The sequence below is a fragment of the Burkholderia sp. IO2 genome, assembly GCF_029522185.1.
Classification (GTDB): domain Bacteria; phylum Pseudomonadota; class Gammaproteobacteria; order Burkholderiales; family Burkholderiaceae; genus Burkholderia; species Burkholderia cenocepacia.
The window spans coordinates 82,816-106,851 of record NZ_JAKWFH010000006.1; the positions used below are offsets into that span (position 1 = coordinate 82,816).

Consider the following 24,036-nt stretch of genomic DNA (forward strand, 5'->3'; position numbering starts at 1 on the left):
CTGCGAAGTGTCATCGACTATCGTTCGGCGCGCCTTCGTCCAGAGACAACGGCGGCGCCCAACGTGCATGTCGAACGATTGCAGCCGTCGCAGATCATCGCCGAGGGACCGTCACGGCGGATTATTCCGGGCGTCACCGGTCGATATCAATGGATTGCGCTTATGTATTCCGTACTTTGGAATTCATGCGCAAGTCCGCCGACGACGCCGACGGGGCAGCCCGGTAGACCAGAACCGTGCCGGAGGCGCGAAACGATGCAATGCGTGTGCGCTATCCGCATCTAATCGAAAGTTGTATCCATATCTAATCGAAAACGACAAGCCGGACCGAAGCCCCGTATTAACCCTGATTAAAAACACTTATCACGGTGAAAAATTCCGCATCTTATTGAACCGATATCGGCTCGCTATAGTGGCTCGCTTTCCCGCACGCATCCGCGGCGTGCGCAGACAAACGGCAGGAGCCCCTTGATGACCACCGCTAGCCGCTTCACCGAAGTCGAGGATCTGATGCCCGCCGCCGGCGGGCTGCGCGAGATCCGTCACCACATCCATCACCATCCCGAACTCGCGTACGAAGAGCACGACACGGCCGCGCTCGTCGCGGACAAGCTCGAGCAGTGGGGCTGGCAGGTGACGCGCGGGGTCGGCAAGACGGGCGTCGTCGGTACGCTGCGGGTGGGCGACGGCGCGCGCAGCATCGGCATTCGTGCGGACATGGACGCGCTGCCGATCGTCGAGGCGACCGGCCTGCCGTATGCGAGCGGCACGCACGGCAAGATGCACGCATGCGGCCACGACGGCCACACGACGATGCTGCTCGGCGCCGCCCAGCATCTCGCGAAGACGCGCAACTTCTCGGGCACCGTGCACCTGTATTTCCAGCCGGCGGAAGAGCACGGCGTCGACAGCGGCGCGAAGAAGATGATCGACGACGGCCTGTTCGAGCGCTTCCCGTGCGACGCCGTGTTCGGCATGCACAACCATCCGGGCGCGGCGCCCGGCGTGTTCCTCACGCGGCGCGGCCCGTTCATGTCGGCGGGCGACAAGGCGATCATCACGATCGAAGGCGTCGGCGGCCACGCGGCGCGGCCGCACCTCACGGTCGATCCGGTCGTCGTCGCGGCGAGCATCGTGATGGCGCTGCAGACGATCGTCGCGCGCAACGTCGACCCGTCGCAGCCGGCGGTCGTCACGGTCGGCTCGATGCACGCGGGCACCGCGAACAACGTGATTCCGAACGGTGCGCGCCTCGAGCTCAGCGTGCGTTCGTTCAGCCCCGACGTGCGCGCGCTGCTCAAGCGCCGCATCACCGAGCTGGCCGAAACGCAGGCCGCGAGCTACGGTGCGACTGCCAACGTCGAGTACATCGAAGGCTATCCGGTCGTCGTCAATACGGATGCCGAAACGGATTTCGCCGCGCAGGTCGCGCGCGAACTCGTCGGCGATGCGCACGTGGTCGAGCAGGCCGACCTGCTGATGGGCAGCGAGGATTTCGCGTTCATGCTGCAGCAGCGGCCGGGCTCGTTCGTGCGGCTCGGCAACGGCGAAGGCGAGGACGGCTGCATGGTGCACAACCCGAAATACGACTTCAACGATCGCAACCTGCCGATCGGCGCGGCGTTCTGGACGCGCCTCGTCGAGCGTTACCTCGGACAGTGATCGCGGCGGCGGCGCGCGGCCGGCGCTTCCGGCCGCATTGACAGGAGAGGATAGCGATGCAGAAGGACCATCTCGCGCTGCACCCCGCGTCGACGGGCGCTGCCGAAGCCGGTGCGCCCGGCGCGCCTGCCGTCACGCGGCGCGGCGCGATCGCCGCGGCCGTGATCGGCAACTGGCTGGAATTCTTCGATTTCACCGTGTACGGCTTCTTCGCGGTGCTGATCGGCAAGCTGTTCTTCCCGTCGAGCGACCCGACCACGTCGCTGCTGCTGTCGGTCGCGACGTTCGCCGCCGGCTTCTTCACGCGGCCGCTCGGCAGCGTCGTGCTCGGCGTCTACGCGGACCGCAAGGGGCGCAAGGCCGCGCTGAACCTGACGATCATGCTGATGGCGCTCGGCACCGGCCTGATCGCGATCGCGCCGACCTATGCGCAGGTGGGCGTCGCCGCGCCGCTGCTCGTCGTGTTCGCGCGCTTGCTGCAGGGTTTCTCACAGGGCGGCGAATTCGGCGCGGCGACGTCGACGCTGCTCGAACAGGGCGGCACGTCGCGTCGCGGGTTCCGCGCGAGCTGGCAGCTCGCGACGCAGGGCGGCGCCGCGCTGATGGGCTCGGGCTTCGCAGCGCTGCTGTCGAACACGATGACGAAGGATGCGCTGGAAGGTTGGGGCTGGCGGCTGCCGTTTCTCGTCGGCGTGCTGATCGCGCCGGTCGGGATGTTTTTGCGCCGCCGGCTCGCGGACGATGCGCCCGGCGACCGCCATCACGGCATCGAGCGCGGCGTGCTGCACGAACTGTTCTCGAAGCACACGCGCACGGTGTTGCTGCTGATGCTCACGGTGATGGGCGGCACGGTGTCGACCTACATCCTGACCTTCTACATGCCGACCTACGCGATCCATACGCTCGGCCTGCCGATGAAGCTGTCGATGTTCGTCGGCGTCGCGTCGGGCTGCGTGATGCTGGTCACGTGCCCGCTGTTCGGCTGGCTGTCGGACCGGCTCGGCAGCCGCCGCCTGCCGATCTTCGTCGGCCGCGGCGTGCTGGTCGCGCTGCTGTTTCCGGCGTTCTGGCTGATGAACCATCATCCGACGCTGTCGGTGATCCTGCCGCTGACCGCGCTGATGCTGCTGTTCTATTCGCTCGGCTCCGCATCGGAAATGGCGCTGATGTGCGAGTCGCTGCCGCGCCACGTGCGCGCGACGGGGATCTCGATCGCGTATGCGCTCGCGGTGACGATCTTCGGCGGCACCGCGCAGCTGATCGCGACCTGGCTCGTGAAGACGACCGGCAGCAAGCTCGCGCCGGCCGGCTACGTGGCCGCGTGCGTGGTGCTGTCGCTGGTCGCGGTCGCGATGCTGCGCGAGACGGCGCGGGAATCGCTGGACTGACGTGCGAGGCGCGATGCGGGCCGCGACGCGGCCCGATGCGCTTACCGCCCGCGCACGACCCTCAGATACGACGCGAGCATCGTCGCGAGTTCCTGCGCGGCCGGCGTCAGCGGCACGGCCGCGCGCTGCAGCAGGCACACGTCCTGCGCGTCGGCCCGTTCGCGCACCGATATCTTCGCGAGCGCGCCGGCGAACGGCCCGTGCCGCGTGATCGCTTCGGTTTCGAGCGCGAGCGAATCGGTCTGCGTGACAATCTGCAGCGTCTCGAACATCCCCTCGACGGTCGCGAGAATCTTCGGCGGCGGCTGGCCGTGCGCGTCGAAGTACGCAAGCAGCCGGTTGACGACCGGGTCGGCGCTCAGGTTCGGCGAGCGCGTGGACACCCATCCATAGGCGGCCAGCTCGGCGAGCGATTGCGCATGCATCGCCGGGTGCCCGTTGCGGCACACGACCACCGGCGCCGACGTGCGCAGCGGCGTGACCGCGAGATCGGTCGTGTCGGTCTGCTTCGCGACTAGCGCGATCGCGAAATCGACCGCGCTTTCGCGCAGCCAGCCGATCATCATCCGCGACGTGCCGGTGCGCAGGTGCACGTCCACCTTGTCGAAGCGCGCGCGGAACGCGGTCAGCACCGGCGCGAACGCGTCGATCAGCGGCTCGGTCACGAGGCCGAGCGTGACCGTGCCTTCGTAGGCGCCGCTCAACTGACGGATTTCCCGCTCGACCTGCTCGCATTCGCCGAGGATCGCACCGGACCGCGCGAGCAGCCGCTGGCCGACGGCCGTCGGCACGATCCCGCGGTTGGTACGCGTGAACAGCGTCGCGCCGAGCGTCGCCTCGAGGCCCTGCAGTTGCTGCGTGACGCCGCTTTGCGCGAGATCGAGCGCGCGGGCGGCCGCGCGCAGGCTGCCGTGCTCGACGACGGCCTGGAAGATGCGGAGCTGGGACAGCGTGAACGCCATGGGAAGCAGCGAGGCCGGTGATCGGAAATACCGATCATGATAAGTCAGCCGATGGTTCCGGCGGCGGCCGCGGGCTTCTACGATCGCAGGCAGTCCGGCTCATGCCGTTCGTTCCTTTTCCTGCCTATCGTCGACCATGAAACGTTTCCTTGCCCCGCTCGTTTCCCTGTGCATTGGCCTGGCCGCCACGTCCGCGTCCGCGCTCGACGCGCCCGTGGTGCGACTCGGCATCGACCCGACGTATCCGCCGATGGACGCGAAGGCGCCCGACGGCAGCCTGAAGGGCTTCGACGTCGATCTCGGCAACGAAATCTGCCGCCGCGCGCAGTTGCGCTGCCAGTGGGTCGAGCTCGAATTCTCCGGGATGATCCCCGCGCTGCAGGCGCGCAAGATCGACGCGATCCTGTCGTCGATGGCGATCACCGCGAAGCGCGAGAAGCAGATCCTGTTCTCGTCGAAGCTGTTCCGCTTCAAGTCGCGGCTCGTCGCGCGGCCCGGCAGCGGGCTCGACGGCACGGCGGCGTCGCTGGCCGGCAAGCGCGTCGGCGTGCAGTCGGGCACGCAGTTCGAATCGTGGGCGCTCGCGCACTGGGCGCCGGCCGGCGTCGGCGTGGTGCCGTACAAGAGCCAGGACGACGTGTTCGCCGATCTCGTCAACGGCCGCCTCGACGCGGCGCTGCTCGGCACCGTGGAAGCCGATTACGGGTTCCTGCGCCAGCCGCGCGGCAAGGGTTTCGCATTCGTCGGCGCGCCGCTCGACATGGGCGATCGCGGCGTCGGCATCGGCATGCGGCAGTCGGATACCGCGCTGAAGGCGTCGATCGACGGCGCGATCGCGTCGATGCTGAAGGACGGCACGTACGACCGGATCGCGAAGCAGTATTTCGATTTCAACCCGTACGGCGACTGAGCGCCGTGCCGGCCCGTTGCCCCGATTCCCTGCTTTCATCCATTCGAGACCCTCGATGCAGATTCGCACCACGCCGCTCCTGTCGCCGTCGATCGGCACGCAACGCACGCTGACGAGCTTTCATTTCGGGCCGGCCGACAGCGGCCGCAAGATCTACCTGCAGGCCGCGCTGCACGCGGACGAGACACCCGCGATGCTTGCGGCGGTCGTGCTCAAGCAGCGCCTCGCGCAGCTCGACGCCGAAGGGCGGCTCGCGGCCGAAATCGTGCTCGTGCCGGTGTCGAACCCGGTCGGCCTCAATCATCATCTGCTCGGGCAGTTCATCGGCCGGTTCGATCTCGCGAGCGGCCGCAACTTCAATCGCGGCTTCCTGCCGCTCGCGGAGATCGCCGCGCGTGCGCGCGACCGGCTGGGCGACGACGGCGCGCGCAATCGCGCGATCGTGCGCGAATGCGTCGGCGCGGCGCTCGACGAAATCGCGCCGCGCACCGAATTCGATGCGCTGCAACTGGCGCTGCTGAAGCTGTCGCACGACGCCGACGTCGTGATCGACCTGCATTGCTCGCTCGAAGCGGTGATGCACGTCTACACGAGCGATACCGCGTGGCCGGAGGTCGAGCCGCTCGCGCGTTATCTCGGCACCGAGGTGTCGCTGCTCGCCGAGGATTCGGGCGGCCATGCGTTCGACGATGCCCATCATCTGCTGTGGTCACGGTTGCGCGCGTATTTGCCGGACGGCACGCCGATGGCGGCCGGCACCGTGGCCGTGACGGTCGAGTGCCGCGGCCAGCGCGACGTGACGTACGAATACGCGCAACGCGACGCCGGCGCGCTCGTCGACTATCTCGTGTGGTGCGCCGCGGTGCGCGGCGAACGCGCGCCGCTGCCGCCGCTGGCCGCGCCGGCCACGCCGCTCGCGGGCAGCGAGCAGTTTTATGCGCCGGTGAGCGGGATCCTCGTGCACCGCGCGGCGATCGGCGCGACGATCCGTGCGGGCGATCCGCTGTTCGACATCGTCGATCCGCTGACGGATGCGGTCACGACGATCTCGAGCGCGACCGATGGCGTGTTCTACATGCGCCGCGCGATCCGCTTCGTGACGGCCGGCGCGCCGCTCGGCCGCGTGACGGGCACGGTGCCGGTGCGAAAGGGGATGCTGCTGGGCGCGTGAACGAGGCGGCGGCCTGCCGACGCGATGCAATTTCGTTCTCGTCAGATTGACCGTGTTCGAGCGCGTTACTAAATTGTGCGACGCGGAGTGCGCTCCGTGTTCCGTGAGAAGAACGTTGCAGAGATCAGAGTTTGAGCGGGCGGCCTGTGCCGCCCGTCTTTTTTTGTTCGGTGACTTGTCGTGTCACGGATACGACGATCGGGCAGGGTGCTCAGCCACGTCGCGCCACCAGCTCCGATACCGTCTGCGCGGCCTGCTGCAGCGGCCCGAGAAACTCCTTCACCATCTGCTTCGCGGTATGCCGCTGCGCGTTGCCGCTGATGTTCATCGCGGCGATGACCTGCCCGCGCCGGTTGCGGATCGGCGCGGACAGCGACATCAGCCCCACTTCGAGTTCCTGGTCGACCACGGCCCAGCCCTGCTGGCGCACCTGCGCGATCGCCGCCTTCAGTTCGCCGATGTCGGTGATCGTGCGCGGCGTGTGCGCGCGGATGGCGCTCTGCGCGAGCGTGTCGTCGAGCGTCGCATCGTCGAGCGCGGACAGCAGCACGCGGCCCATCGACGTGCAGTATGCAGGCAGCCGGCTACCGATCGACAGGTTGATCGTCATGATCTTGCGGGTCGGCACGCGCAGTACGTAGACGATCTCGGTGCGGTCGAGCACCGCGGCCGAGCAGCTTTCGTGGATCTGCGCGGACAGTTGCTCCATCACCGGATCGGCGAGATTCCAGAACGGCATCGACGTGAGATACGCGAAGCCGAGCTCGAGGATCTTCGGCGTGAGCCGGAACAGCCGGCCGTCGGCCTCGACGTAGCCGAGCGTCTGCAGCGTGAGCAGGATCCGGCGCGCGCCCGCGCGCGTGAGGCCGGTGGCCGATGCGACCTCGGTGAGCGTCTGTTCCGGGCGTGCCGCGTCGAACGCGCGGATCACCGCGAGGCCGCGCGCGAACGACTGCACATAGGAGTCGCCGGGTTTCGTCTGAATATCGTCGGTTGTCATGAGCGCCTGGAATGTCGTGCAGCCGAGAAGATAGCGCATGGGGCCCGACACGCCAACCGCCTGGCCGACCGTGCCCTTGACAGGTCGTCCCCGCACTCCCTATGATGCGTTGAACGTTCGATACACGATCTTATGTTCGTATGTAGAACATTTAAGCGCATCCCGGCGGGCAATGCAAGGGGCGCGCCCTGTTCATTTCCCAGCCTTTCACGGGACCGGAGACACTGATGACCGAAGCTTTTCTGTGTGATGCGATCCGTACGCCGATCGGGCGTTACGGTGGTGCACTGTCCGGCGTGCGCGCCGACGATCTGGGCGCGGTGCCGCTCAAGGCGCTCGTTGAGCGCAACCGCGACGTCGACTGGACGGCGATCGACGACGTGATCTACGGCTGCGCGAACCAGGCCGGCGAGGACAACCGTAACGTGGCACGCATGTCGGCGCTGCTGGCGGGCTTGCCGGAGGGCGTGCCGGGTTCGACGATCAACCGCCTGTGCGGTTCCGGGATGGACGCGGTCGGCGTGGCCGCGCGCGCGATCAAGTCGGGCGAAGCCGCGCTGATGGTCGCGGGCGGCGTCGAGAGCATGACGCGCGCGCCGTTCGTGATGGGCAAGGCTGCGAGCGCGTTCGCGCGCCAGGCCGACATCTACGACACGACGATCGGCTGGCGCTTCGTCAATCCGTTGATGAAACAGCTGCACGGCGTCGATTCGATGCCGGAAACCGCCGAGAACGTCGCGGTCGACTACAACGTCAGCCGCGCGGATCAGGACCTGTTCGCGCTGCGCAGCCAGCAGAAGGCCGCGCGGGCGCAGCAGGACGGCACGCTGGCCGAAGAAATCGTGTCGGTCACGATTGCTCAGAAGAAGGGCGATCCGGTGATCGTGTCGCGCGACGAGCATCCGCGCGAGACGTCGCTCGAAGCGCTCGCGAAGCTGAAGGGCGTCGTGCTCCCGGACGGCTCGGTGACGGCCGGCAACGCGTCGGGCGTCAATGACGGCGCCGCCGCGCTGCTGCTGGCGAACGAGGCAACCGCGAAGCGCTTCGGCCTGACGCCGCGCGCCCGCGTGCTGGGGATCGCGACGGCCGGCGTCGCGCCGCGCGTGATGGGCATCGGCCCGGCGCCGGCTACGCAGAAGCTGCTCGCGCGGCTCGGGATGACGATCGACCAGTTCGACGTGATCGAGCTGAACGAAGCGTTCGCGTCGCAAGGTCTCGCGGTGCTGCGCATGCTCGGCGTCGCCGATGACGATCCGCGCGTGAATCCGAACGGCGGCGCGATCGCGCTCGGCCACCCGCTCGGCGCATCGGGCGCGCGCCTCGTGACGACCGCGATGTACCAGTTGCATCGCACGAACGGCCGCTTCGCGCTGTGCACGATGTGCATCGGCGTCGGCCAGGGCATCGCGATCGCGATCGAACGCGTCTGAGCGGCGTAATGCGGTGATGCGGGCGGTGCGCGGCCGGATCCGCGCCGCTTGACCGCTGCGCCGTTTCCGCCACGATGGGCGGCACGAGGTGTCTCGTGCCGCCCATCGTCGTTAACCGGCCTGCGACGCTTGCCTGAGCCGCGCGTCGAGGGCGTCGATCTCGGTGTCCGCGAACACCTCGATGCCATGCGCGCGCAGCAGCGCCGCCGTGACGCCGGCGCCCGCGTGGCGCCGGCTCTCGAAACTTCCGTCGTAAATGAACGTGCTGCCGCACGACGGGCTGCCGTCGGCGAGGATCGCGAAGCGGCAATCGTATGCCAGCGCGAGGGCCAGCGCGGTCTGCGCGCCGGCAACGAACGGGGGCGTCACGTCGGTGCCGTTCACGTCGACGATATGTGCGTGGCCCGACAGCACCTGCTGCCCCGATGCGCCGCCGGCGATCTCGGCAGGCGGGCGCGGCACGCCGAGGCCGCCCGCAAGTTCGGGGCAGACGGCCACGAGCCGCCCTTCGCGTTGCCAGCGTTCGAGCGCTTCGTGCGCGGCGGTCTTCGCCGCGCCGTTGTAACGCACCGGATGGCCGACCACGCACATGCTGACGAGGATCTTCGGCGGGGCGGGCGGTGGCGGCTCGTGGTTCAATGTCGCGCTCCGTGACGGTCGATGGCGGTTGTGGCAGAGCGAAAAATTCTACGCGCCATCCGCGTGCCGGGCCGTCAGGCCGTCGGCCCTTCGAGGTGAATGTCCTCGGGCTCGAGCGCATAAAGCTCGGGATCGGGCGCCATGCTGACCGTGAAGCCGAGCCGCAGGTAGAAGTCGATCGTGTGCCGCGACGGCGTGGCCGACACATACAGGCGCTCGGCGCCCATTGCACGTGCCTGCACCTGCGCCGCGCGATAGAGCTGTACGCCGAGCCCGCAGCCGCGCCAGTCGTGGCTCACATGCAGGAATTTCAGTTGCAGCATGTCGCGCCGCGGGCCGAGCGGCCGGCTGTCGACGACGACGGCCGCGACGAGCCGCGTGCCGTCGAACCGGCCGAGAAACCAGCCGCCGCGGTCGTGGCAGTCGAGCAGGATCGGCGTGTAGTGATCGGCTTCGCCGTCGGGCCAGCCGGCCACGTCGTAGAACTCGGGCACGAGATGCAGCGCGCCGTCGCGCAGCACGTACAGGTGCTCGATGATTTCGCGGCGGTCGATGGTCCACACGAGCGGCACGTCGTCGCGGGCCAGCAGGCGGGCCGACAGCGCGTCGCGTTCGGCGGCGGTGCGGCGCGTCATGCGGCCGCCCGCTGCGCGGCGATTGCGTACATCAACGGCAGGCGCGGCATGCCTTCGGGCGGCACCATCCGGCGGCCCTCCAGCTCGCGCATGCCGTCGAAGCCCTTCCAGCCGTTCGCGTACGGATATTCGTTCAGGCGGTCGATCGCGAGCCCGGCCGAGATCAGCGCATTCACCACGTCGCCGATGCCCCACATGAACTCGTAGCTCGGATGCGGGTTCGCGAAACCGACGATGCCCGGATGATCGTGCTGCTCGCCGAGCCCCGTGCCGGACGCCGCGACGTAATCGCTGACGCCCGCGGGTTCCTCGGTCGCGTCGCTCTTGAAGTAGTCGTAGCGCGGTTGCCACTGTTCGTCGAAATACAGTGAGAACGGGTGGAACTCGATCATCGCGAAGCGGCCACCCGATGCGAGCAGCGAGGCGATCCCGCGCGCCCATGCGGTCAGGTCGGACAGCCAGCAGATCGCGCCGTACGACGTGAACACGCGATCGAAGCGCTCGCCGCGCGCGGCGGCTTCGGGCATCCAGTCGAGTACGTCGGCGCGCTCGAACCGCGCGGGCAGGCCCGCGTCGGCCGACAGTCGCCGCGCGAAGTCGATCGCCTCGTCGGAGATGTCGACGCCGGTTGCATCCGCGCCGTCGCGCACGAGGCTCAGCGTGTCCTGCCCCGCGTTGCATTGCAGGTGCAAGAGCCGCAGACCGGTGAGATCGCCGAGCAGTTCGCGTTCTTCCGGAAACAGCGTCGAGCCGCCATTGCGGAAAAATGCAGCCTGATCGCCTTTATGGCTGTTATGCGCGACCGTCGCCGTATTCCAGGACAGCCGATTCAGTTCGTGCAATGCCTTTTTCATCGGATTCGAATTCAGGTCGAATGCGGCAGGATAAGCGAATCGTTTCGCCGCACGCAACGGCTGCGGGCATTGTCAATGCCGCGTGGCGCTTCGTGACAGCCAGATAAACGCGCATGGTGATTATCGCTGGATTATTTGATCGAAATCATGGTAATGGCCGAATTGCCTGTTTTGTGCGCAACGGAATTAAGGTTTTCCGATGAATTGCCGACAGTAAGGACGAGAGTGTCGTAAAGCGATCAACCGTTTTTCGGCTACTGAGCGCGACTTCAGCGCGGCGCGGACGACAGATCCGCCTTTCGGAGCCTTGCATGCGCAACAACCAGCCCGTTACCCAACAGGAATTCGATTTTCCCGACGACGTCACGCTGATGTCGACCACCGATGCCGACAGCATCATCACCTACGCAAACACGACGTTCGCGCAGGTAAGCGGGTTCTCGAACGAAGAGCTCGTCGGCCAGCCGCACAACGTGGTGCGTCACCCGGACATGCCGAAGGAGGCGTTCGCCGACATGTGGGCGACGCTCAGGCGCGGTGAGCCCTGGACCGCGCTCGTGAAGAACCGCCGCAAGAACGGCGATCACTACTGGGTGCGCGCGAACGCGATTCCGGTGATGCGCAACGGCGCGCCGCAAGGCTACATGTCGGTGCGCACGAAGGCGCCGCACGACGAGACCCAGGCCGCGGACGCGCTGTATCGCGCGTTTCGCGAAGGCAAGGCCGGCCGGCGCCGGTTCCACAAGGGGCTCGTCATCCGTACCGGGCTGCTGCGGCTCGCATCGCTGTCGCAGACGATGTCGGTGCGCGCACGCGTGCATTCGGCGCTGTGCGTGCTGGCGCCGGCGGTCGTCGGCGCGGGCTGGGCCTGCGGGCTGGCCGGCGGCGGGCTCGCGGCGTTTGCCGGCGTGACGGTCGGCGTGGCGGCGGCCGCCGGCTGGTGGCTCGACGCGCAGATCGTGCAACCGCTGAAGCGGCTGCACGAGCAGGCGCTGAACGTCGCGACCGGCGAGAGCCGGCGCGGCGTGCGGATGAATCGCGTCGACGAGATCGGCATGACATTGCGCACGATCAACCAGCTCGGGCTGATGTTCCGCTGGCTCGTCGACGACGTCAGCGAGCAGGTGCACAACGTGCAGCGCGCGAGCAACGAGATCGCGCAGGGCAACAACGACCTGAGCGCGCGCACCGAGCAGGCCGCGTCGAGCGTGCAGGAAACGGCCGCGTCGATGGCCGAGATGACGGCCACCGTGTCGAGCAATGCGGAGACGGCGCTGCAGGCGAATCAGTTGTCCGTGTCCGCGAGCGAGGCGGCCGAGCGCGGCGGGCAGGCGGTCAGCGAGGTCGTCACGACGATGAGCGAGATCACCGACAGCTCGCGCAGGATTGCCGACATCATCGGCGTGATCGACGGCATCGCGTTCCAGACCAACATCCTCGCGCTGAACGCGGCGGTCGAGGCGGCGCGTGCGGGCGAACAGGGTCGTGGTTTCGCGGTGGTCGCCGGCGAGGTGCGCGCGCTCGCGCAGCGCAGCGCGAACGCGGCGAAGGAAATCAAGACGCTGATCGGCGCGAGTGTCGAGCGGGTCGAGTCGGGTGCGCGGCGCGTGGACGAGGCGGGCCGGACGATGGAGGACATCGTCACGCAGGTGAAGCGCGTGTCGGATCTGATTGCGGAGATCAGCTCGTCGACGGCCGAGCAAAGTACGGGTGTCGCGCAGGTCGACCAGGCGGTCGTGCACCTGGACAACATCACGCAGCAGAACGCGGCGCTCGTCGAACAGAGCACGGCGGCGTCGGAGAGCCTGAAGCAGCAGGCGACGCGGCTCGTGGATGCGGTGAACGTATTCAGATGATGCCGAAAGGGGGCGCGACGTGCGGGTTCGATCGATGAATGCCGGATGTCGCGCCCAGCGCTTATCCAGGGTTGAGGATTGGGTCGAACGGCGAAAAATGAGAAATATTCTTATTTCCAATTGACTGTTCGTGTATTCAATCACGCCGAGATCACGACGGGCAATAATCAGACGAATGGCCGGAAAACCTTTGTCGGACAAGGCGTTGCGTTTTATCCGTGAACAAATTATTCGGTAAAAACAAGTTGATTCATATTTAATGCATATTTACCCGAATACGGCATAATGTTTTCGTCGAATGTGCCGAAAGTGCAGGAGCCCGACTCACACGCATGCGAATCGATCGCCATGCGCGGAGTCTCGAATCAATCGACGAGCGGACGCAAGATCCGCCACCCGGAGCTCCACACCATGCGCAACAACCAGCCCGTCACGCAACGCGAATTCGAATTTGCCGATGATGCGACGCTGATGTCGACGACCGATGCCGACAGCTACATCACGTACGCGAACGCGGCGTTCATCCAGGTCAGCGGCTTTTCTCCCGAGGAAATCGAAGGCCAGCCGCACAACGTGGTGCGTCACCCGGATATGCCGAAGGAGGCGTTCGCCGACATGTGGGCGACGCTCAAGGGCGGCGAGCCGTGGACCGCGCTCGTGAAGAACCGCCGCAAGAACGGCGATCACTACTGGGTGCGCGCGAACGCGATTCCGGTGATGCGTAACGGGCAGCCGAAAGGCTACATGTCGGTGCGCACGAAGGCGACGCGCGACGAGATCGCGGCCGCCGAGGCGCTGTATCGCGATTTCCGCGAAGGCAAGGCCGGCAGCCGCCGGTTCCACAAGGGATTGATCGTGCGCACGGGCGCGATGCGCGTCGCGTCGCTGTTCCAGACGATGTCGGTGCGCGCCCGGCTGGTGTCGACGCTATGCGTGCTCGCGCCGGCGGTCATCGGCGCGGGCTGGGCGGGCGGGTTGACCGGCGGCGGGCTCGCGGCGTTCGCCGGCGCGGCGATCGGCGTGACGGCGGCGGCCGGGCTGTGGCTCGACGCGCAGATCGTGCGGCCGCTTCGACAGTTGCGCGACGAGGCGTTGCGCGTGGCGACCGGCGAGAGCCGCAGCGGCGTGCGGATGAACCGGGTCGACGAGATCGGCATGACGCTGCGCACGATCAACCAGCTCGGGCTGATGTTCCGCTGGCTCGTCGACGACGTCAGCGAACAGGTGCTGAACGTGCAACGCGCGAGCAACGAGATCGCGCAAGGCAACAACGACCTGAGCGCACGCACCGAGCAGGCGTCGACCAGCGTGCAGCAGACGGCCGCGTCGATGGCCGAGATGACGGCGACCGTGTCGAGCAATGCGGAGACGGCGTTGCAGGCGAATCAGTTGTCCGTGTCCGCGAGCGAGGCGGCCGGGCGCGGCGGGCAGGCGGTGAACGAAGTCGTCGCGACGATGAACGACATCACCGACAGCTCGCGCAAGATCGCGGACATCATCGGCGTGATCGACGGCATCGCGTTCCAGACCAACATCCTCGCGTTGAATGCGGCGGTCGAGGCGGCGCGCGCGGGCGATCAGGGGCGCGGTTTCGCGGTGGTCGCCGGCGAGGTGCGGGCGCTCGCGCAGCGCAGCGCGAACGCGGCGAAGGAGATCAAGACGCTGATCGGCGCCAGTGTCGAGCGGGTCGAGTCGGGTGCGCGGATCGTCGATGGCGCGGGCAAGACGATGGAGGACATCGTCACGCAGGTGAAGCGCGTGTCGGATCTGATCGCGGAGATCAGCTCGTCGACGGCCGAGCAGAGCACGGGTGTCGCGCAGGTCGACCAGGCGGTCGTGCACCTGGACAACATCACGCAGCAGAACGCGGCGCTCGTCGAACAGAGCACGGCGGCGTCGGAAAGCCTGAAGCAGCAGGCGACGCGGCTGGTCGAGGCGGTGAACGTATTCCGCTGATCGCGGGGAAGGGAGGGTGACGCGGGCGCGACGGAGAGGCGCCGGCCCGCGTCGGGCCGCCCGGTTCCGGCCGGGCGGCGAGGGCCTGTCGCCGGGAAGCGACCGGCCCCGAACCGTCAGACGGCCAGGCAGAGGTACTTGATCACGACGTAGTCGTCGATGCCGTAGTGCGAGCCTTCGCGGCCGAGGCCCGACTGCTTGACGCCGCCGAACGGCGCGACTTCGTTCGAGATCAGGCCCGTGTTCACGCCGACCATCCCGTATTCGAGCGCTTCGGCCACCTTCCACACGCGACCGATGTCGCGGCTGTAGAAGTACGCGGCGAGGCCGAACTCGGTGTCGTTCGCGAGGCGGATCACTTCGTCGTCGCTGCCGAACTTGAACAGCGGCGCGAGCGGCCCGAACGTTTCTTCCTTCGCGACCTTCATCGCCGGTGTGACGCCCGTCAGCACGGTCGGCTCGAAGAAGCCGTGGCCGAGCGCATGGCGCTTGCCGCCCGTCACGACGGTCGCGCCCTTCGCGAGCGCGTCCTCGATGTGCGCCTCGACCTTCAGCACGGCCGCTTCGTTGATCAGCGGGCCCTGCGTGACGCCCGGCTCCGTGCCGCGGCCGACCTTCAGCTGGCCGACGGCCGCCGCGAGCTTCTGCGCGAACTGGTCGTATACGGCTTCGTGCACGTAGAAGCGGTTCGTGCACACGCACGTCTGGCCGCTGTTGCGGTACTTCGACGCGATCGCGCCCTGCACGGCCGCATCGAGATCGGCGTCGTCGAACACGATGAACGGCGCGTTGCCGCCGAGCTCCAGCGACACCTTCTTGACCGTCGCCGCGCATTGCGCCATCAGCAGGCGGCCGACCGGCGTCGAGCCCGTGAACGACAGCTTGCGCACGATCGGGTTCGACGTCAGCTCGCCGCCGATCGCCTTCGGGTCGCCCGTGACGACGCTGAACACGCCGGCCGGCACGCCCGCGCGCTCGGCGAGCACCGCCATCGCGAGCGCGGAGAACGGCGTGGCCTCGGCCGGCTTCACGACGATCGGGCAGCCGGCCGCGAGCGCCGGGCCGACCTTGCGCGTGATCATCGCCGCCGGGAAGTTCCACGGCGTGATCGCCGCGCATACGCCGATCGCTTCCTTCGTCACGACGATGCGCTTGTCGCTCGCCGGCGTCGGGATCGTGTCGCCGTACACGCGCTTGCCTTCCTCGGCGAACCATTCGAGGAACGACGCCGCGTAGCCGATCTCGCCCTTCGCTTCGGCCAGCGACTTGCCTTGCTCGGTCGTCAGGATCAGCGCGAGGTCGTCGGCGTTTTCCATCATCAGGTCGTGCCACTTGCGCAGGATGACCGCACGCTCCTTCGCGGTCTTCTTGCGCCATGCCGGCCAGGCGGCGTTCGCGGCGTCGATCGCGTGACGTGTCTCGGCCGCGCCCATCGCCGGCACGGTGCCGAGCAGGCCGCCGGTGGCCGGGTTGCGGACGTCGAACGTCTCGCCGTTCGTCGCGCCTTGCCATTCGCCGTTGACGTACGCCTGCTGGCGGAACAGCGACGGATCTTTCAGTGCCAGGGTTTCCTGAACAGTGCTCATATGAATCACCTGCTTCGAAAAGGACGGATGAAAACGGCCGCCGCCGTCTTCACGACGGCGGCGGCGCATTCAGTTGCAACGGACGGGAACTCAGGCCGGCACGCCGACCGTTTCCTTCAGCACTTCCTCGAGGATCACGAGCGCTTCGTCGAACACGGCTTGCGGGATCGTCAGCGGGAACAGGAAGCGCACGACGTTCGAGTACACGCCGCACACGAGCAGCAGCAGGCCGCGCTCGAGCGCACGCGCCTGCACGCGCTTCGTGAATTCGGCATCCGGCTCGCCCGAACCCGGCTTCAGGAATTCGACCGCGATCATCGCGCCCGGGCCGCGCACGTCGGCGATCTGCGGCACGTCGGCCTGCAGCGCGTTCAGCTTCGCCTTCAGCACGTCGCCGAGTTGCGTCGCGCGCTCGCACAGCTTCTCTTCGTCGATGATCTCGAGCACCGCGTGCGCCGACGCGACCGCCAGCGGGTTGCCCGCGTAGGTGCCGCCGAGGCCGCCCGGGGCGGCTGCGTCCATCACGTCCGCACGGCCGACGACGCCCGACAGCGGCATGCCGCCCGCGAGGCTCTTCGCCATCGTGATCAGGTCGGCCAGCACGTCGTAGTGCTGCATCGCGAACAGCTTGCCGGTACGCGCGAAGCCCGTCTGCACTTCGTCGGCGATCAGCAGGATGCCGTGTTCGTTACAGATCTTGCGCAGCGCGCGCACGAATTCGGCCGGCGCCGGGTTGAAGCCGCCTTCGCCCTGGACCGGTTCGAAGATGATCGCGGCGACGCGCTTCGGATCGATGTCGGCCTTGAACAGCATCTCGATCGCCTTGATCGAGTCGGCCGTCGTCACGCCGTGCAGTGCGTTCGGGTACGGCGCGTGGAACACGTCGCCCGGGAACGGGCCGAAGTTCAGCTTGTACGGGGCGACCTTGCCGGTCAGCGCCATGCCCATCATCGTGCGGCCGTGGAAGCCGCCCGAGAATGCGATCACGCCCGGACGGCCGGTCGCCGCGCGCGCGATCTTGATCGCGTTCTCGACGGCTTCGGCGCCGGTCGTGAAGAACGCGGTCTTCTTCGGGAAGTCGCCCGGCGCGCGTTCGTTGATCTTTTCCGCCAGCTCGACGTACGACGCGTACGGGACGATCTGGTAAGCGGTGTGCGTGAAGCTGTTCAGTTGATCCGCGATCGCCTTGACGATCTTCGGGTGGCGGTGGCCCGTGTTCAGCACCGCGATGCCGGCGGCGAAATCGATGAAGCGGCGGCCTTCGACATCCCACAGCTCCGCGTTCTCGGCGCGGGCGGCGTAGAAATCGCACATCACGCCGACGCCGCGCGGGGTGGCGGCGTTCTTGCGGGCCTGCAGGTCGGCATTCTTCACGGTCATCTCCTTGATGTTCTGTCCGGTGGGTAGGAAATCGGGCGCCTTGGCAGCCCATGGAGGCGACTATAATCACATTTGGCTCTGGCAATCAGAGCCATTTCGATAAATATTCAGGAGCCAATCATGCGCGCGAGCGTGTTGTCGGACTGGCTGGCGCAGCGCCTCGTGCGCGGCGGCGAACAGCCGATCTACCGGCAGCTTCACCGGCTGCTGCAACAGGCGATCCTGTCGCGCGAACTGCCGGCCGGCACGCGTGTGCCGTCGTCGCGGCTGCTGGCCGCCGAGCTCGGGATCGCGCGTAACACGGTCACGCAGGTTTACGAACAGCTGGCGCTCGAAGGCTATGTGAACTCGGCGACGGGGCGCGGCACGTTCGTCGCCGACAGCGCGCCGGACGAGATCGTCGGCGCGCCGCCCGACGCGAGCGCCGGCCCGGCCGTCGTGACGCCGTCCGTACGGCGGCTGTCCGCGCGCGGCACGCGGCTCGTCGAAGGCGCCGGCGTGTCGAAGCGCCAGGGCGGCGCGTTCATGCCGGGCGTGCCCGATGTGTCGCGATTTCCGGCGCGTGTGTGGACGCGGCTGCACAACAAGTACTGGCGGCGCCTGCGCCCCGACCTGCTGACCTACGCGCCCGGCGGCGGGCTCGCGCTGCTGCGCGAGGCGCTGGCCGACTACCTGCGCACGTCGCGCTCGGTGCGCTGCACGCCCGAGCAGATCGTGATCACGACCGGCATCCACCAGTCGATCGACCTCGCGGTGCGGCTGCTAACCGACCCGGGCGACGCGATCTGGACCGAAGATCCGTGCTACTGGGGCGTGCGCAGCGTGCTGAACGTGTCGGGGCTGACCACGCGGCCGATTCCGGTCGACGACGAAGGCATCGCGCCGTCGGCCGCCGATCTCGCCGAGCCGCCGAAGCTGATGCTCGTCACGCCGTCGCACCAGTATCCGCTCGGGATGGTGATGAGCCTCGCGCGGCGGCGGATGCTGCTCGAATACGCGCGCCAGCACGGCTGCTGGATCATCGAGGACGACTACGACAGCGAATTCCGCTACGGCAGCCGGCCGCTCGCGTCGCTGCAGGGGCTCGATACGGCCGGACAGGTGATCTACGTCGGCAGTTTCGGCAAGACGCTGTTCCCGGGGCTGCGGGTCGGCTATCTGGTCGCGCCGGAGCCGCTCGCGGAAAGTTTCGCGACCGCGAGCGCCGAGCTGTATCGCGAAGGGCAGCTGCTGCAGCAGGCCGTGCTCGCCGAATTCATCGCGGAAGGGCACTTCGTGTCGCACATCCGCAAGATGCGCACGCTGTACGGACAACGCCGCGAGGTGCTGCTCGACGCGGTCGCGCGGCGCTACGGCGATACGCTGCACGCGCTCGGCAGCGACGCCGGGCTGCATCTCGTCACGCAATTGCCGGCCGGCGTCGACGATCGCGCGGTCGCGCAGGCCGCGCTCGAACGCAACATCGTGGTGCGGCCGCTGTCCGGGTACTACGCGGATCGCGAGCGTGCCGCATCGGGTTTGCTGCTCGGCTATGCGTGCGTGCCGGAAGACGAGATCGCGACCGCGTTCGCGACGCTTGCCGAGGCGATCGACGAGCGGGCGTTCGACAAGGTGCCGGCGGCGGTGTGAGGCGGACGGACAGCCGCGCCGCCGGCGGGCCGAATCGTGCTGCCCGCGGTGCGGGGAACAGGCGTGTGCCGCGACGCGCGAGACGTTCGCCGATGCGCGGATTCGCGTGGAGCCGGTTCGACGCGTCCGGCAGCGTCAGCGGCGGCCGCTGGCCCGCTGTTTAAAGCCGGATCAACGCCGCGCCCGCGACCACCAGCGCGCAGGCGGCGAGCCGCTGCGCACCGGGCCGCTCGCGCATCACGAACCAGCCGATCGCGACCGCGAAGATCGAGCTCGTTTCGCGCAGCGCCGACACGGTCGCGACCGGCAGGTGCCGATACGCGAGGATCACGATCCCGTATGCGGCGAGCGAGATCGTGCCGGCGATCGCGCCCTGCGTGAGCGCGGTGCGCGAGCCGAGCACCGCGCGCGGGCCGCCGCGCACCGCGCAGACGAGCACGAGCTGCGGCACGCTCCACAGCAGATACACCCACGCGATATAGCCGAGCGCGCTGCCGGACACGCGCGAGCCGATCCCGTCGCAGATCGAATACGCGGCGATGAACACGCCGGTGAGCAGCGCATACGGCACGCCTTCGCCGGAGAACCGCAAGCCGCGCCGCAGCGCGAGCGACATGATGCCGAACGACACGAGCGCGATGCCCGCGAAGCCGAACGGCGTCGGCCGTTCGTGCAGCATCGCGAGCGCGAGGACCGATACGAGCAGCGGCGATATCCCGCGCGCGATCGGATAGATCTGCCCGAATTCGCCGTTGCGGTACGCGCGCGCCAGCGTGAAACAGTACGCGACCTCGAGCACGGCGGACGCGACGACGTACGGCCACGCGGCGGGCGCCGGCGCGGGCAGCAGCACGGCGCCGGCGATGCCGAACGCGAGATACGGCAGCGACATCGTGCCGAGCTGGACCAGCCGGTCTTCGCTGACGTGGAGGAACGCGTTCCAGATGGCGTGCAGCAGCGCGGAGCACAGCACGAGGCCGATGAAGAAGTGATCCATGAACGAACGGGCGGACGAAGGCGGGAGCGGGCAGCGCCGTCAATTATGTGGGTATCGGGCGCGCTCGCGCGGAATTGTCGATAATAGAACGTTGTTATTCACCGGATGCCGACGATGACCGAAGCCACCCAAGCCCAGCCTGCCGTTCCGCGCCTCACGAGCCTGTCGCACGGGGGCGGCTGCGGCTGCAAGATCGCGCCGGGCGTGCTGTCCGAGCTGCTCAAGCGCGCGACGCCGCCCGCGCTGTTCCCGGATCTGCTGGTCGGCACCGAGACGTCCGACGACGCGGCGGTCTACCGGCTCAACGACGAGCAGGCGATCGTCGCGACCACCGATTTCTTCATGCCGATCGTCGACGATCCGTTCGACTTCGGCCGCATCGCGGCCACCAACGCGCTGTCCGACGTCTATGCGATGGGCGGCAAGCCGATCCTCGCGCTCGCGCTGGTCGGCATGCCGATCAACGTGCTGCCGCACGAGACGATCGCGGCCGTGCTGCGCGGCGGCGAATCGGTGTGCGCGGATGCCGGCATTCCGGTCGCAGGCGGTCATTCGATCGATTCGGTCGAGCCGATCTACGGGCTCGCGGCGATCGGCGTCGTGCATCCGTCGCGCGTGAAGCGCAACGCGGCCGCGCGCGCGGGCGACGTGCTCGTGCTCGGCAAGCCGCTCGGCGTCGGCGTGCTGTCGGCCGCGCTGAAGAAGAACCAGCTCGACGCCGACGGCTACGCGCAGATGGTCGCGACGACCACCAAGCTGAACCGGCCGGGCGCCGAGCTCGCCGCGCTGCCGGGCGTGCATGCGCTGACCGACGTCACCGGCTTCGGGCTGCTCGGCCATACGCTCGAACTGGCGCGCGGCGCGCAGCTCACCGCGCGCGTGCACTATGCGTCGCTGCCGTGGCTCGCGGGCGTCGAGACGTTCGTTGCCGATGGTGTGTTCACCGGCGCATCGGGCCGCAACTGGGCCGCGTACGGCACCGACGTACGGCTCGCCGACGGGCTGCCGCCCGTCGCGCAGGCGCTGCTGACCGATCCGCAGACGTCGGGCGGGCTGCTGGTCGCGTGCGCGCCGGAGGCGGTCGACGACGTGCTCGCGTGCTTCCGTGCCGACGGCTTCGACCGCGCGGCCGTGATCGGCGAGATGGCGGACGGGCCCGCACGCGTCGACGTCGCCTGACGCCGGATTCATACCGCGTATCGTTTCGACGTCGCTGGAATCGATGCCTTCCATCGACGGTATTGATGCCATCGACGACCGATGAACGACTTCCTGTTCGGGCTGATGATCGCGCTGTCGGTCGGGCCCGTCGCGCTGATGATCGCGAACTACGGCATGCGCGCCGGCACGGCGACCGGCGTGCGCGCGGCGATCGGAGTGGCCGCTGCCGACGGCTGTTATGCGGTCGTCGCGTTCACCATCGGCGCGCTGCTCGCGGGCACGCTCGCGTCGCATCTGTCGCTGTTCCGCATGGTCGGTGCGTGCGTGCTGCTCGCGATGGGCGCGCGGATGCTGTGGCAGGCGCTGCGTGACCGGCGCCGCACGCTCGATGGCGACGTCCCGCCGCCGCCGGGCAATCGCCCGTTCATGTCGATGTTCTTCGTCACGCTCGCGAACCCGCTGACCATCCTGCTGTTCTACGGCTATGCGACCGCTGCCGCGGGCGCGCATCGGCACTGGCTGCTCGGCGCCGCGTGCGTGTTCGCGGGCAGTCTCGCCGGGCAGCTCGTGTTCGCGTTCGGCGGCAGCGCGATCGGGCGTTTCGTGAAATCGCCAGCGTGGCTCGCGGCGAGCCATGGGGTCGCCGCACTCGTCGTGCTCGGCTACGGCGTCGCGGGGCTGATGCGCGTGTAGCGCGGCGCGAAGCGGCCGACGTCGCGCACGGCGACGAACCCGATAGCATTCCTGATGTTTGCAAGGCCGCGACGAATGCGCGATTTTCCGTCGCGCAACACGCCTCCGTTCGCACGAAACACCGCCAGCCGTTTCGTAGTCGGGTTCCGCATCGCGTACGCCCGTTCTATACTCGTCGCGCAGTCTCCGAGAGCCGTTCTCACCCAACATCACCGAAACAAGGAACGCCGATGCTGACTCGCTCCATCCTTTCCGCCGCCGCATTCTCGCTTGCCGCCTGTGCGACCGCGCCGTCGATCGCGCAGGACAACCAGGGCAACGATGCAGGCAATGCAGCATTCGCCGAGACCGGCTCGCATGGCCGCCCGGTCAAGGTCATGATCATCACGATGTTCGGCCCGGAAGGCCAGGCATGGCTCGACCGGCTCGGCCCGTGGCGCGACATCACCGTGCCGGGCCTGTCGCCCGACTATCCGGCTGTCCACTGCAACAAGCAGGACGTGTGCGTGGTCACGACCGGGATGGGCTATGCGAACGCGTCGGCGACGATCATGGCGCTCACGTTCTCGCCACGCTTCGATCTGCGCCGCACCTATTTCCTGATCTCGGGCATCGCGGGTGTCGACCCCGCACAGGGCACGGTCGGATCGGCCGCGTGGTCGAAATACCTCGTCGATTTCAGCCTGCAGTGGGAGCTCGATGCGCGCGAGATTCCGGCCGGGTGGAACACCGGCTTTCTCGGCATCAACACGAAGAGCCCGAACGACAAGCCGCCGCTCGACTATCGCACCGAAGTGTTCCAGCTCAACCCGCAGCTGACCGACGCCGCGTACGCGCTGTCGCGCAACGTCGTGCTCGCCGATAGCGCCCAGGCGCAGGCTGCGCGCGCGAAGTTCACGTATGCGCCGGCGAACCGGCCGCCGACGGTGATCCAGTGCGATACGTCATCGGGCAACACGTGGTTCTCGGGCACGCTGATCGGCGAGCGCGCGCGTCAGTGGACCAAGATCCTGACGGACGGCAAGGGCACCTACTGCATGACCGCGCAGGAGGACAACGCGACGTATGAAGCGCTCAAGCGCGCGGCGAGCGTGAAGCGGGTCGACCTGTCGCGTGTGGCCGTGCTGCGCACCGGGTCCGATTTCGATCGGCCGTACGCGGGGCAGACGAGCGCCGACAACCTGCTGAACTACGCGGACCAGGGCGGCTTCGCCCCGGCGACCGAAAACCTGTACCGCGCGGGCAATCCGCTGGTGCAGGACATCGTCACGCACTGGGGCGAATGGCGCGACGGCGTGCCGCGTCGTTGACGGCCGGACGATGACTCAGCCGGCGGTCAACGCAGTCAATGCGATTGCGGGGCCGAACGGAACGGCGTCCAGACCGGCGTGGTGTCGTCCCAGTGATCGAGCGGCGAAGGAAGTTGATCGTTCATCATGTGCTCCTGCAACTAACTGACTCGGCGAGTCGTCGACAAAGTCGTTCGAAACGCCGCGCGCGGGGCAACCCGCCGCGCGGCGTCGCGCGTTTACCGGCCCCCGCCGGCGAGCTGGTTGCCTTCCGGCGTCGAGCGATACGGGCTTTGTGCGAGTTCGAGCCCTTGCGGATACGAAGTCGCCTTGCGCAGGTATGCGAGCGTGCCGTCCTTGCGGGCCTGCACGACTTCCGCGCTCACTTCGGCGCGCGTCCGCGGGCCGTTGTGTTGCGAGTACCACGACGTGTTGCCGTAGTCGCCGGCATGCGGGGTACCCGAATCGGCGAAGGCCGGTGCGGACACCGCAAGCGCGAGAGCAAGGGCCGAGAGAAGATGGCGGCGGTTCATGGCGTCACTCCTAGAGATGTCGGAGCTGGCGCTCGAGCGCTGACTCCGGTCCCGCCAGGCGGGATCTGTTCGATGCGCAACGAGGTGCGCGACAGGGTTTACTCTAGGTATCTGTTCCGGTGCGATAAATGCGGCAGACGCGAATTGAATTGTCGTGTCAGTGGAACAATCGTCATCCGCACCGCCGGCAGGGTTATGCGGAAATGGCCGGGAGCCCCGCGGCGCGGGCTTCGCCGGGATGCGCGACGGCGACGCGCAACGACCCGCGACGACGCACGCGGCCGATTGCCGCGGGTCGCGCAAAG

Annotated in this window: 20 protein-coding genes; 11 read left to right on the plus strand and 9 right to left on the minus strand. The window is 67.9% G+C overall.

What is annotated here, in order from left to right; all coding sequences use genetic code 11:
• The first annotated feature begins 471 nt into the window (after positions 1-471).
• Both MMB92_RS05520 and MMB92_RS05525 read left to right on the plus strand, forming a co-directional pair.
• Positions 472-1,662: a M20 aminoacylase family protein gene (locus tag MMB92_RS05520; RefSeq protein WP_062910277.1), complete on the plus strand. Its 1,191-nt coding sequence runs from the start codon at positions 472-474 to the stop codon at positions 1,660-1,662.
• 56 nt (positions 1,663-1,718) lie between these two features.
• Positions 1,719-3,050 (plus strand): MFS transporter, encoded by a 1,332-nt coding sequence (locus tag MMB92_RS05525; RefSeq protein WP_062885007.1) that lies wholly within the window; start codon positions 1,719-1,721, stop codon positions 3,048-3,050.
• A 41-nt stretch (positions 3,051-3,091) separates the two neighbouring features.
• Here the strand turns inward: MMB92_RS05525 and MMB92_RS05530 are convergent, their stop codons facing one another.
• A complete protein-coding gene (locus tag MMB92_RS05530; RefSeq protein ID WP_006482592.1) occupies positions 3,092-4,012 on the minus strand; it encodes a LysR family transcriptional regulator in 921 nt (306 codons plus the stop codon).
• A gap of 136 nt (positions 4,013-4,148) precedes the next feature.
• Between MMB92_RS05530 and MMB92_RS05535 the strand changes: the two genes are divergently transcribed.
• Positions 4,149-4,922, plus strand: coding sequence for a transporter substrate-binding domain-containing protein (locus tag MMB92_RS05535; RefSeq protein WP_034203235.1), 774 nt, complete (start codon positions 4,149-4,151; stop codon positions 4,920-4,922).
• A gap of 55 nt (positions 4,923-4,977) precedes the next feature.
• Positions 4,978-6,093 (plus strand): succinylglutamate desuccinylase/aspartoacylase family protein, encoded by a 1,116-nt coding sequence (locus MMB92_RS05540; RefSeq protein WP_277562585.1) that lies wholly within the window; start codon positions 4,978-4,980, stop codon positions 6,091-6,093.
• Positions 6,094-6,304: 211 nt separating this feature from the next.
• Here MMB92_RS05540 and MMB92_RS05545 read toward each other — a convergent pair whose 3' ends face one another.
• On the minus strand, positions 6,305-7,132 hold the full coding sequence (locus MMB92_RS05545) for an IclR family transcriptional regulator (RefSeq protein WP_012493585.1): 828 nt from the start codon (positions 7,130-7,132) through the stop codon (positions 6,305-6,307).
• Between the two features lie 188 nt (positions 7,133-7,320).
• Between MMB92_RS05545 and pcaF the strand changes: the two genes are divergently transcribed.
• Entirely contained in the window at positions 7,321-8,523 is a 1,203-nt protein-coding gene (gene pcaF / locus MMB92_RS05550) for a 3-oxoadipyl-CoA thiolase (RefSeq protein WP_277562586.1), read from the plus strand.
• Positions 8,524-8,634: 111 nt separating this feature from the next.
• Here pcaF and MMB92_RS05555 read toward each other — a convergent pair whose 3' ends face one another.
• The 3 genes from MMB92_RS05555 to MMB92_RS05565 form a co-directional block, all read right to left on the minus strand.
• The gene (locus MMB92_RS05555) at positions 8,635-9,162 is read right to left on the minus strand and encodes a DUF523 domain-containing protein (RefSeq protein WP_277562587.1); all 528 of its coding nucleotides are present in this window, start codon (positions 9,160-9,162) and stop codon (positions 8,635-8,637) included.
• Between the two features lie 74 nt (positions 9,163-9,236).
• Positions 9,237-9,797 (minus strand): GNAT family N-acetyltransferase, encoded by a 561-nt coding sequence (locus tag MMB92_RS05560; RefSeq protein WP_006482619.1) that lies wholly within the window; start codon positions 9,795-9,797, stop codon positions 9,237-9,239.
• The gene (locus MMB92_RS05565; protein ID WP_277562588.1) at positions 9,794-10,651 is read right to left on the minus strand and encodes a class I SAM-dependent methyltransferase; all 858 of its coding nucleotides are present in this window, start codon (positions 10,649-10,651) and stop codon (positions 9,794-9,796) included. The genes MMB92_RS05560 and MMB92_RS05565 overlap by 4 nt, the downstream gene beginning before the upstream one ends.
• Before the next feature lie 311 nt (positions 10,652-10,962).
• Here MMB92_RS05565 and MMB92_RS05570 point away from each other — a divergent pair, with 311 nt between their 5' ends.
• Both MMB92_RS05570 and MMB92_RS05575 read left to right on the plus strand, forming a co-directional pair.
• On the plus strand, positions 10,963-12,507 hold the full coding sequence (locus MMB92_RS05570) for a PAS domain-containing methyl-accepting chemotaxis protein (protein WP_034203239.1): 1,545 nt from the start codon (positions 10,963-10,965) through the stop codon (positions 12,505-12,507).
• Positions 12,508-12,918: 411 nt separating this feature from the next.
• A complete protein-coding gene (locus MMB92_RS05575) occupies positions 12,919-14,463 on the plus strand; it encodes a PAS domain-containing methyl-accepting chemotaxis protein (RefSeq protein WP_006494226.1) in 1,545 nt (514 codons plus the stop codon).
• Positions 14,464-14,579: 116 nt separating this feature from the next.
• On the opposite strand, the gene gabD is transcribed toward MMB92_RS05575, so the two are convergent.
• Positions 14,580-16,049 (minus strand): NADP-dependent succinate-semialdehyde dehydrogenase, encoded by a 1,470-nt coding sequence (gabD, locus tag MMB92_RS05580; protein ID WP_012493582.1) that lies wholly within the window; start codon positions 16,047-16,049, stop codon positions 14,580-14,582.
• 90 nt (positions 16,050-16,139) lie between these two features.
• On the minus strand, positions 16,140-17,429 hold the full coding sequence (locus MMB92_RS05585) for a 4-aminobutyrate--2-oxoglutarate transaminase (protein WP_060263351.1): 1,290 nt from the start codon (positions 17,427-17,429) through the stop codon (positions 16,140-16,142).
• 120 nt (positions 17,430-17,549) lie between these two features.
• Between MMB92_RS05585 and MMB92_RS05590 the strand changes: the two genes are divergently transcribed.
• Positions 17,550-19,058 carry a PLP-dependent aminotransferase family protein gene (locus MMB92_RS05590; protein ID WP_277562589.1) on the plus strand — a complete coding sequence of 503 codons (1,509 nt, stop codon included), beginning with the start codon at positions 17,550-17,552 and terminating at the stop codon, positions 19,056-19,058.
• A gap of 160 nt (positions 19,059-19,218) precedes the next feature.
• Here MMB92_RS05590 and MMB92_RS05595 read toward each other — a convergent pair whose 3' ends face one another.
• Complete coding sequence (locus MMB92_RS05595) at positions 19,219-20,055, minus strand: DMT family transporter (protein WP_006484481.1); 837 nt, start codon at positions 20,053-20,055, stop codon at positions 19,219-19,221.
• 114 nt (positions 20,056-20,169) lie between these two features.
• Here MMB92_RS05595 and selD point away from each other — a divergent pair, with 114 nt between their 5' ends.
• The 3 genes from selD (at position 20,170) to MMB92_RS05610 (ending at position 23,219) form a co-directional block, all read left to right on the plus strand.
• Positions 20,170-21,234, plus strand: a complete 1,065-nt coding sequence (gene selD, locus MMB92_RS05600) for a selenide, water dikinase SelD (protein WP_077021868.1) — start codon at positions 20,170-20,172, stop codon at positions 21,232-21,234.
• 81 nt (positions 21,235-21,315) lie between these two features.
• Complete coding sequence (locus MMB92_RS05605; RefSeq protein ID WP_006484492.1) at positions 21,316-21,909, plus strand: LysE family transporter; 594 nt, start codon at positions 21,316-21,318, stop codon at positions 21,907-21,909.
• A gap of 230 nt (positions 21,910-22,139) precedes the next feature.
• Positions 22,140-23,219 (plus strand): purine nucleoside permease, encoded by a 1,080-nt coding sequence (locus MMB92_RS05610; protein WP_006494232.1) that lies wholly within the window; start codon positions 22,140-22,142, stop codon positions 23,217-23,219.
• Positions 23,220-23,437: 218 nt separating this feature from the next.
• On the opposite strand, the gene MMB92_RS05615 is transcribed toward MMB92_RS05610, so the two are convergent.
• Positions 23,438-23,731 (minus strand): DUF4148 domain-containing protein, encoded by a 294-nt coding sequence (locus MMB92_RS05615; RefSeq protein WP_006491979.1) that lies wholly within the window; start codon positions 23,729-23,731, stop codon positions 23,438-23,440.
• Positions 23,732-24,036 lie beyond the last annotated feature (305 nt).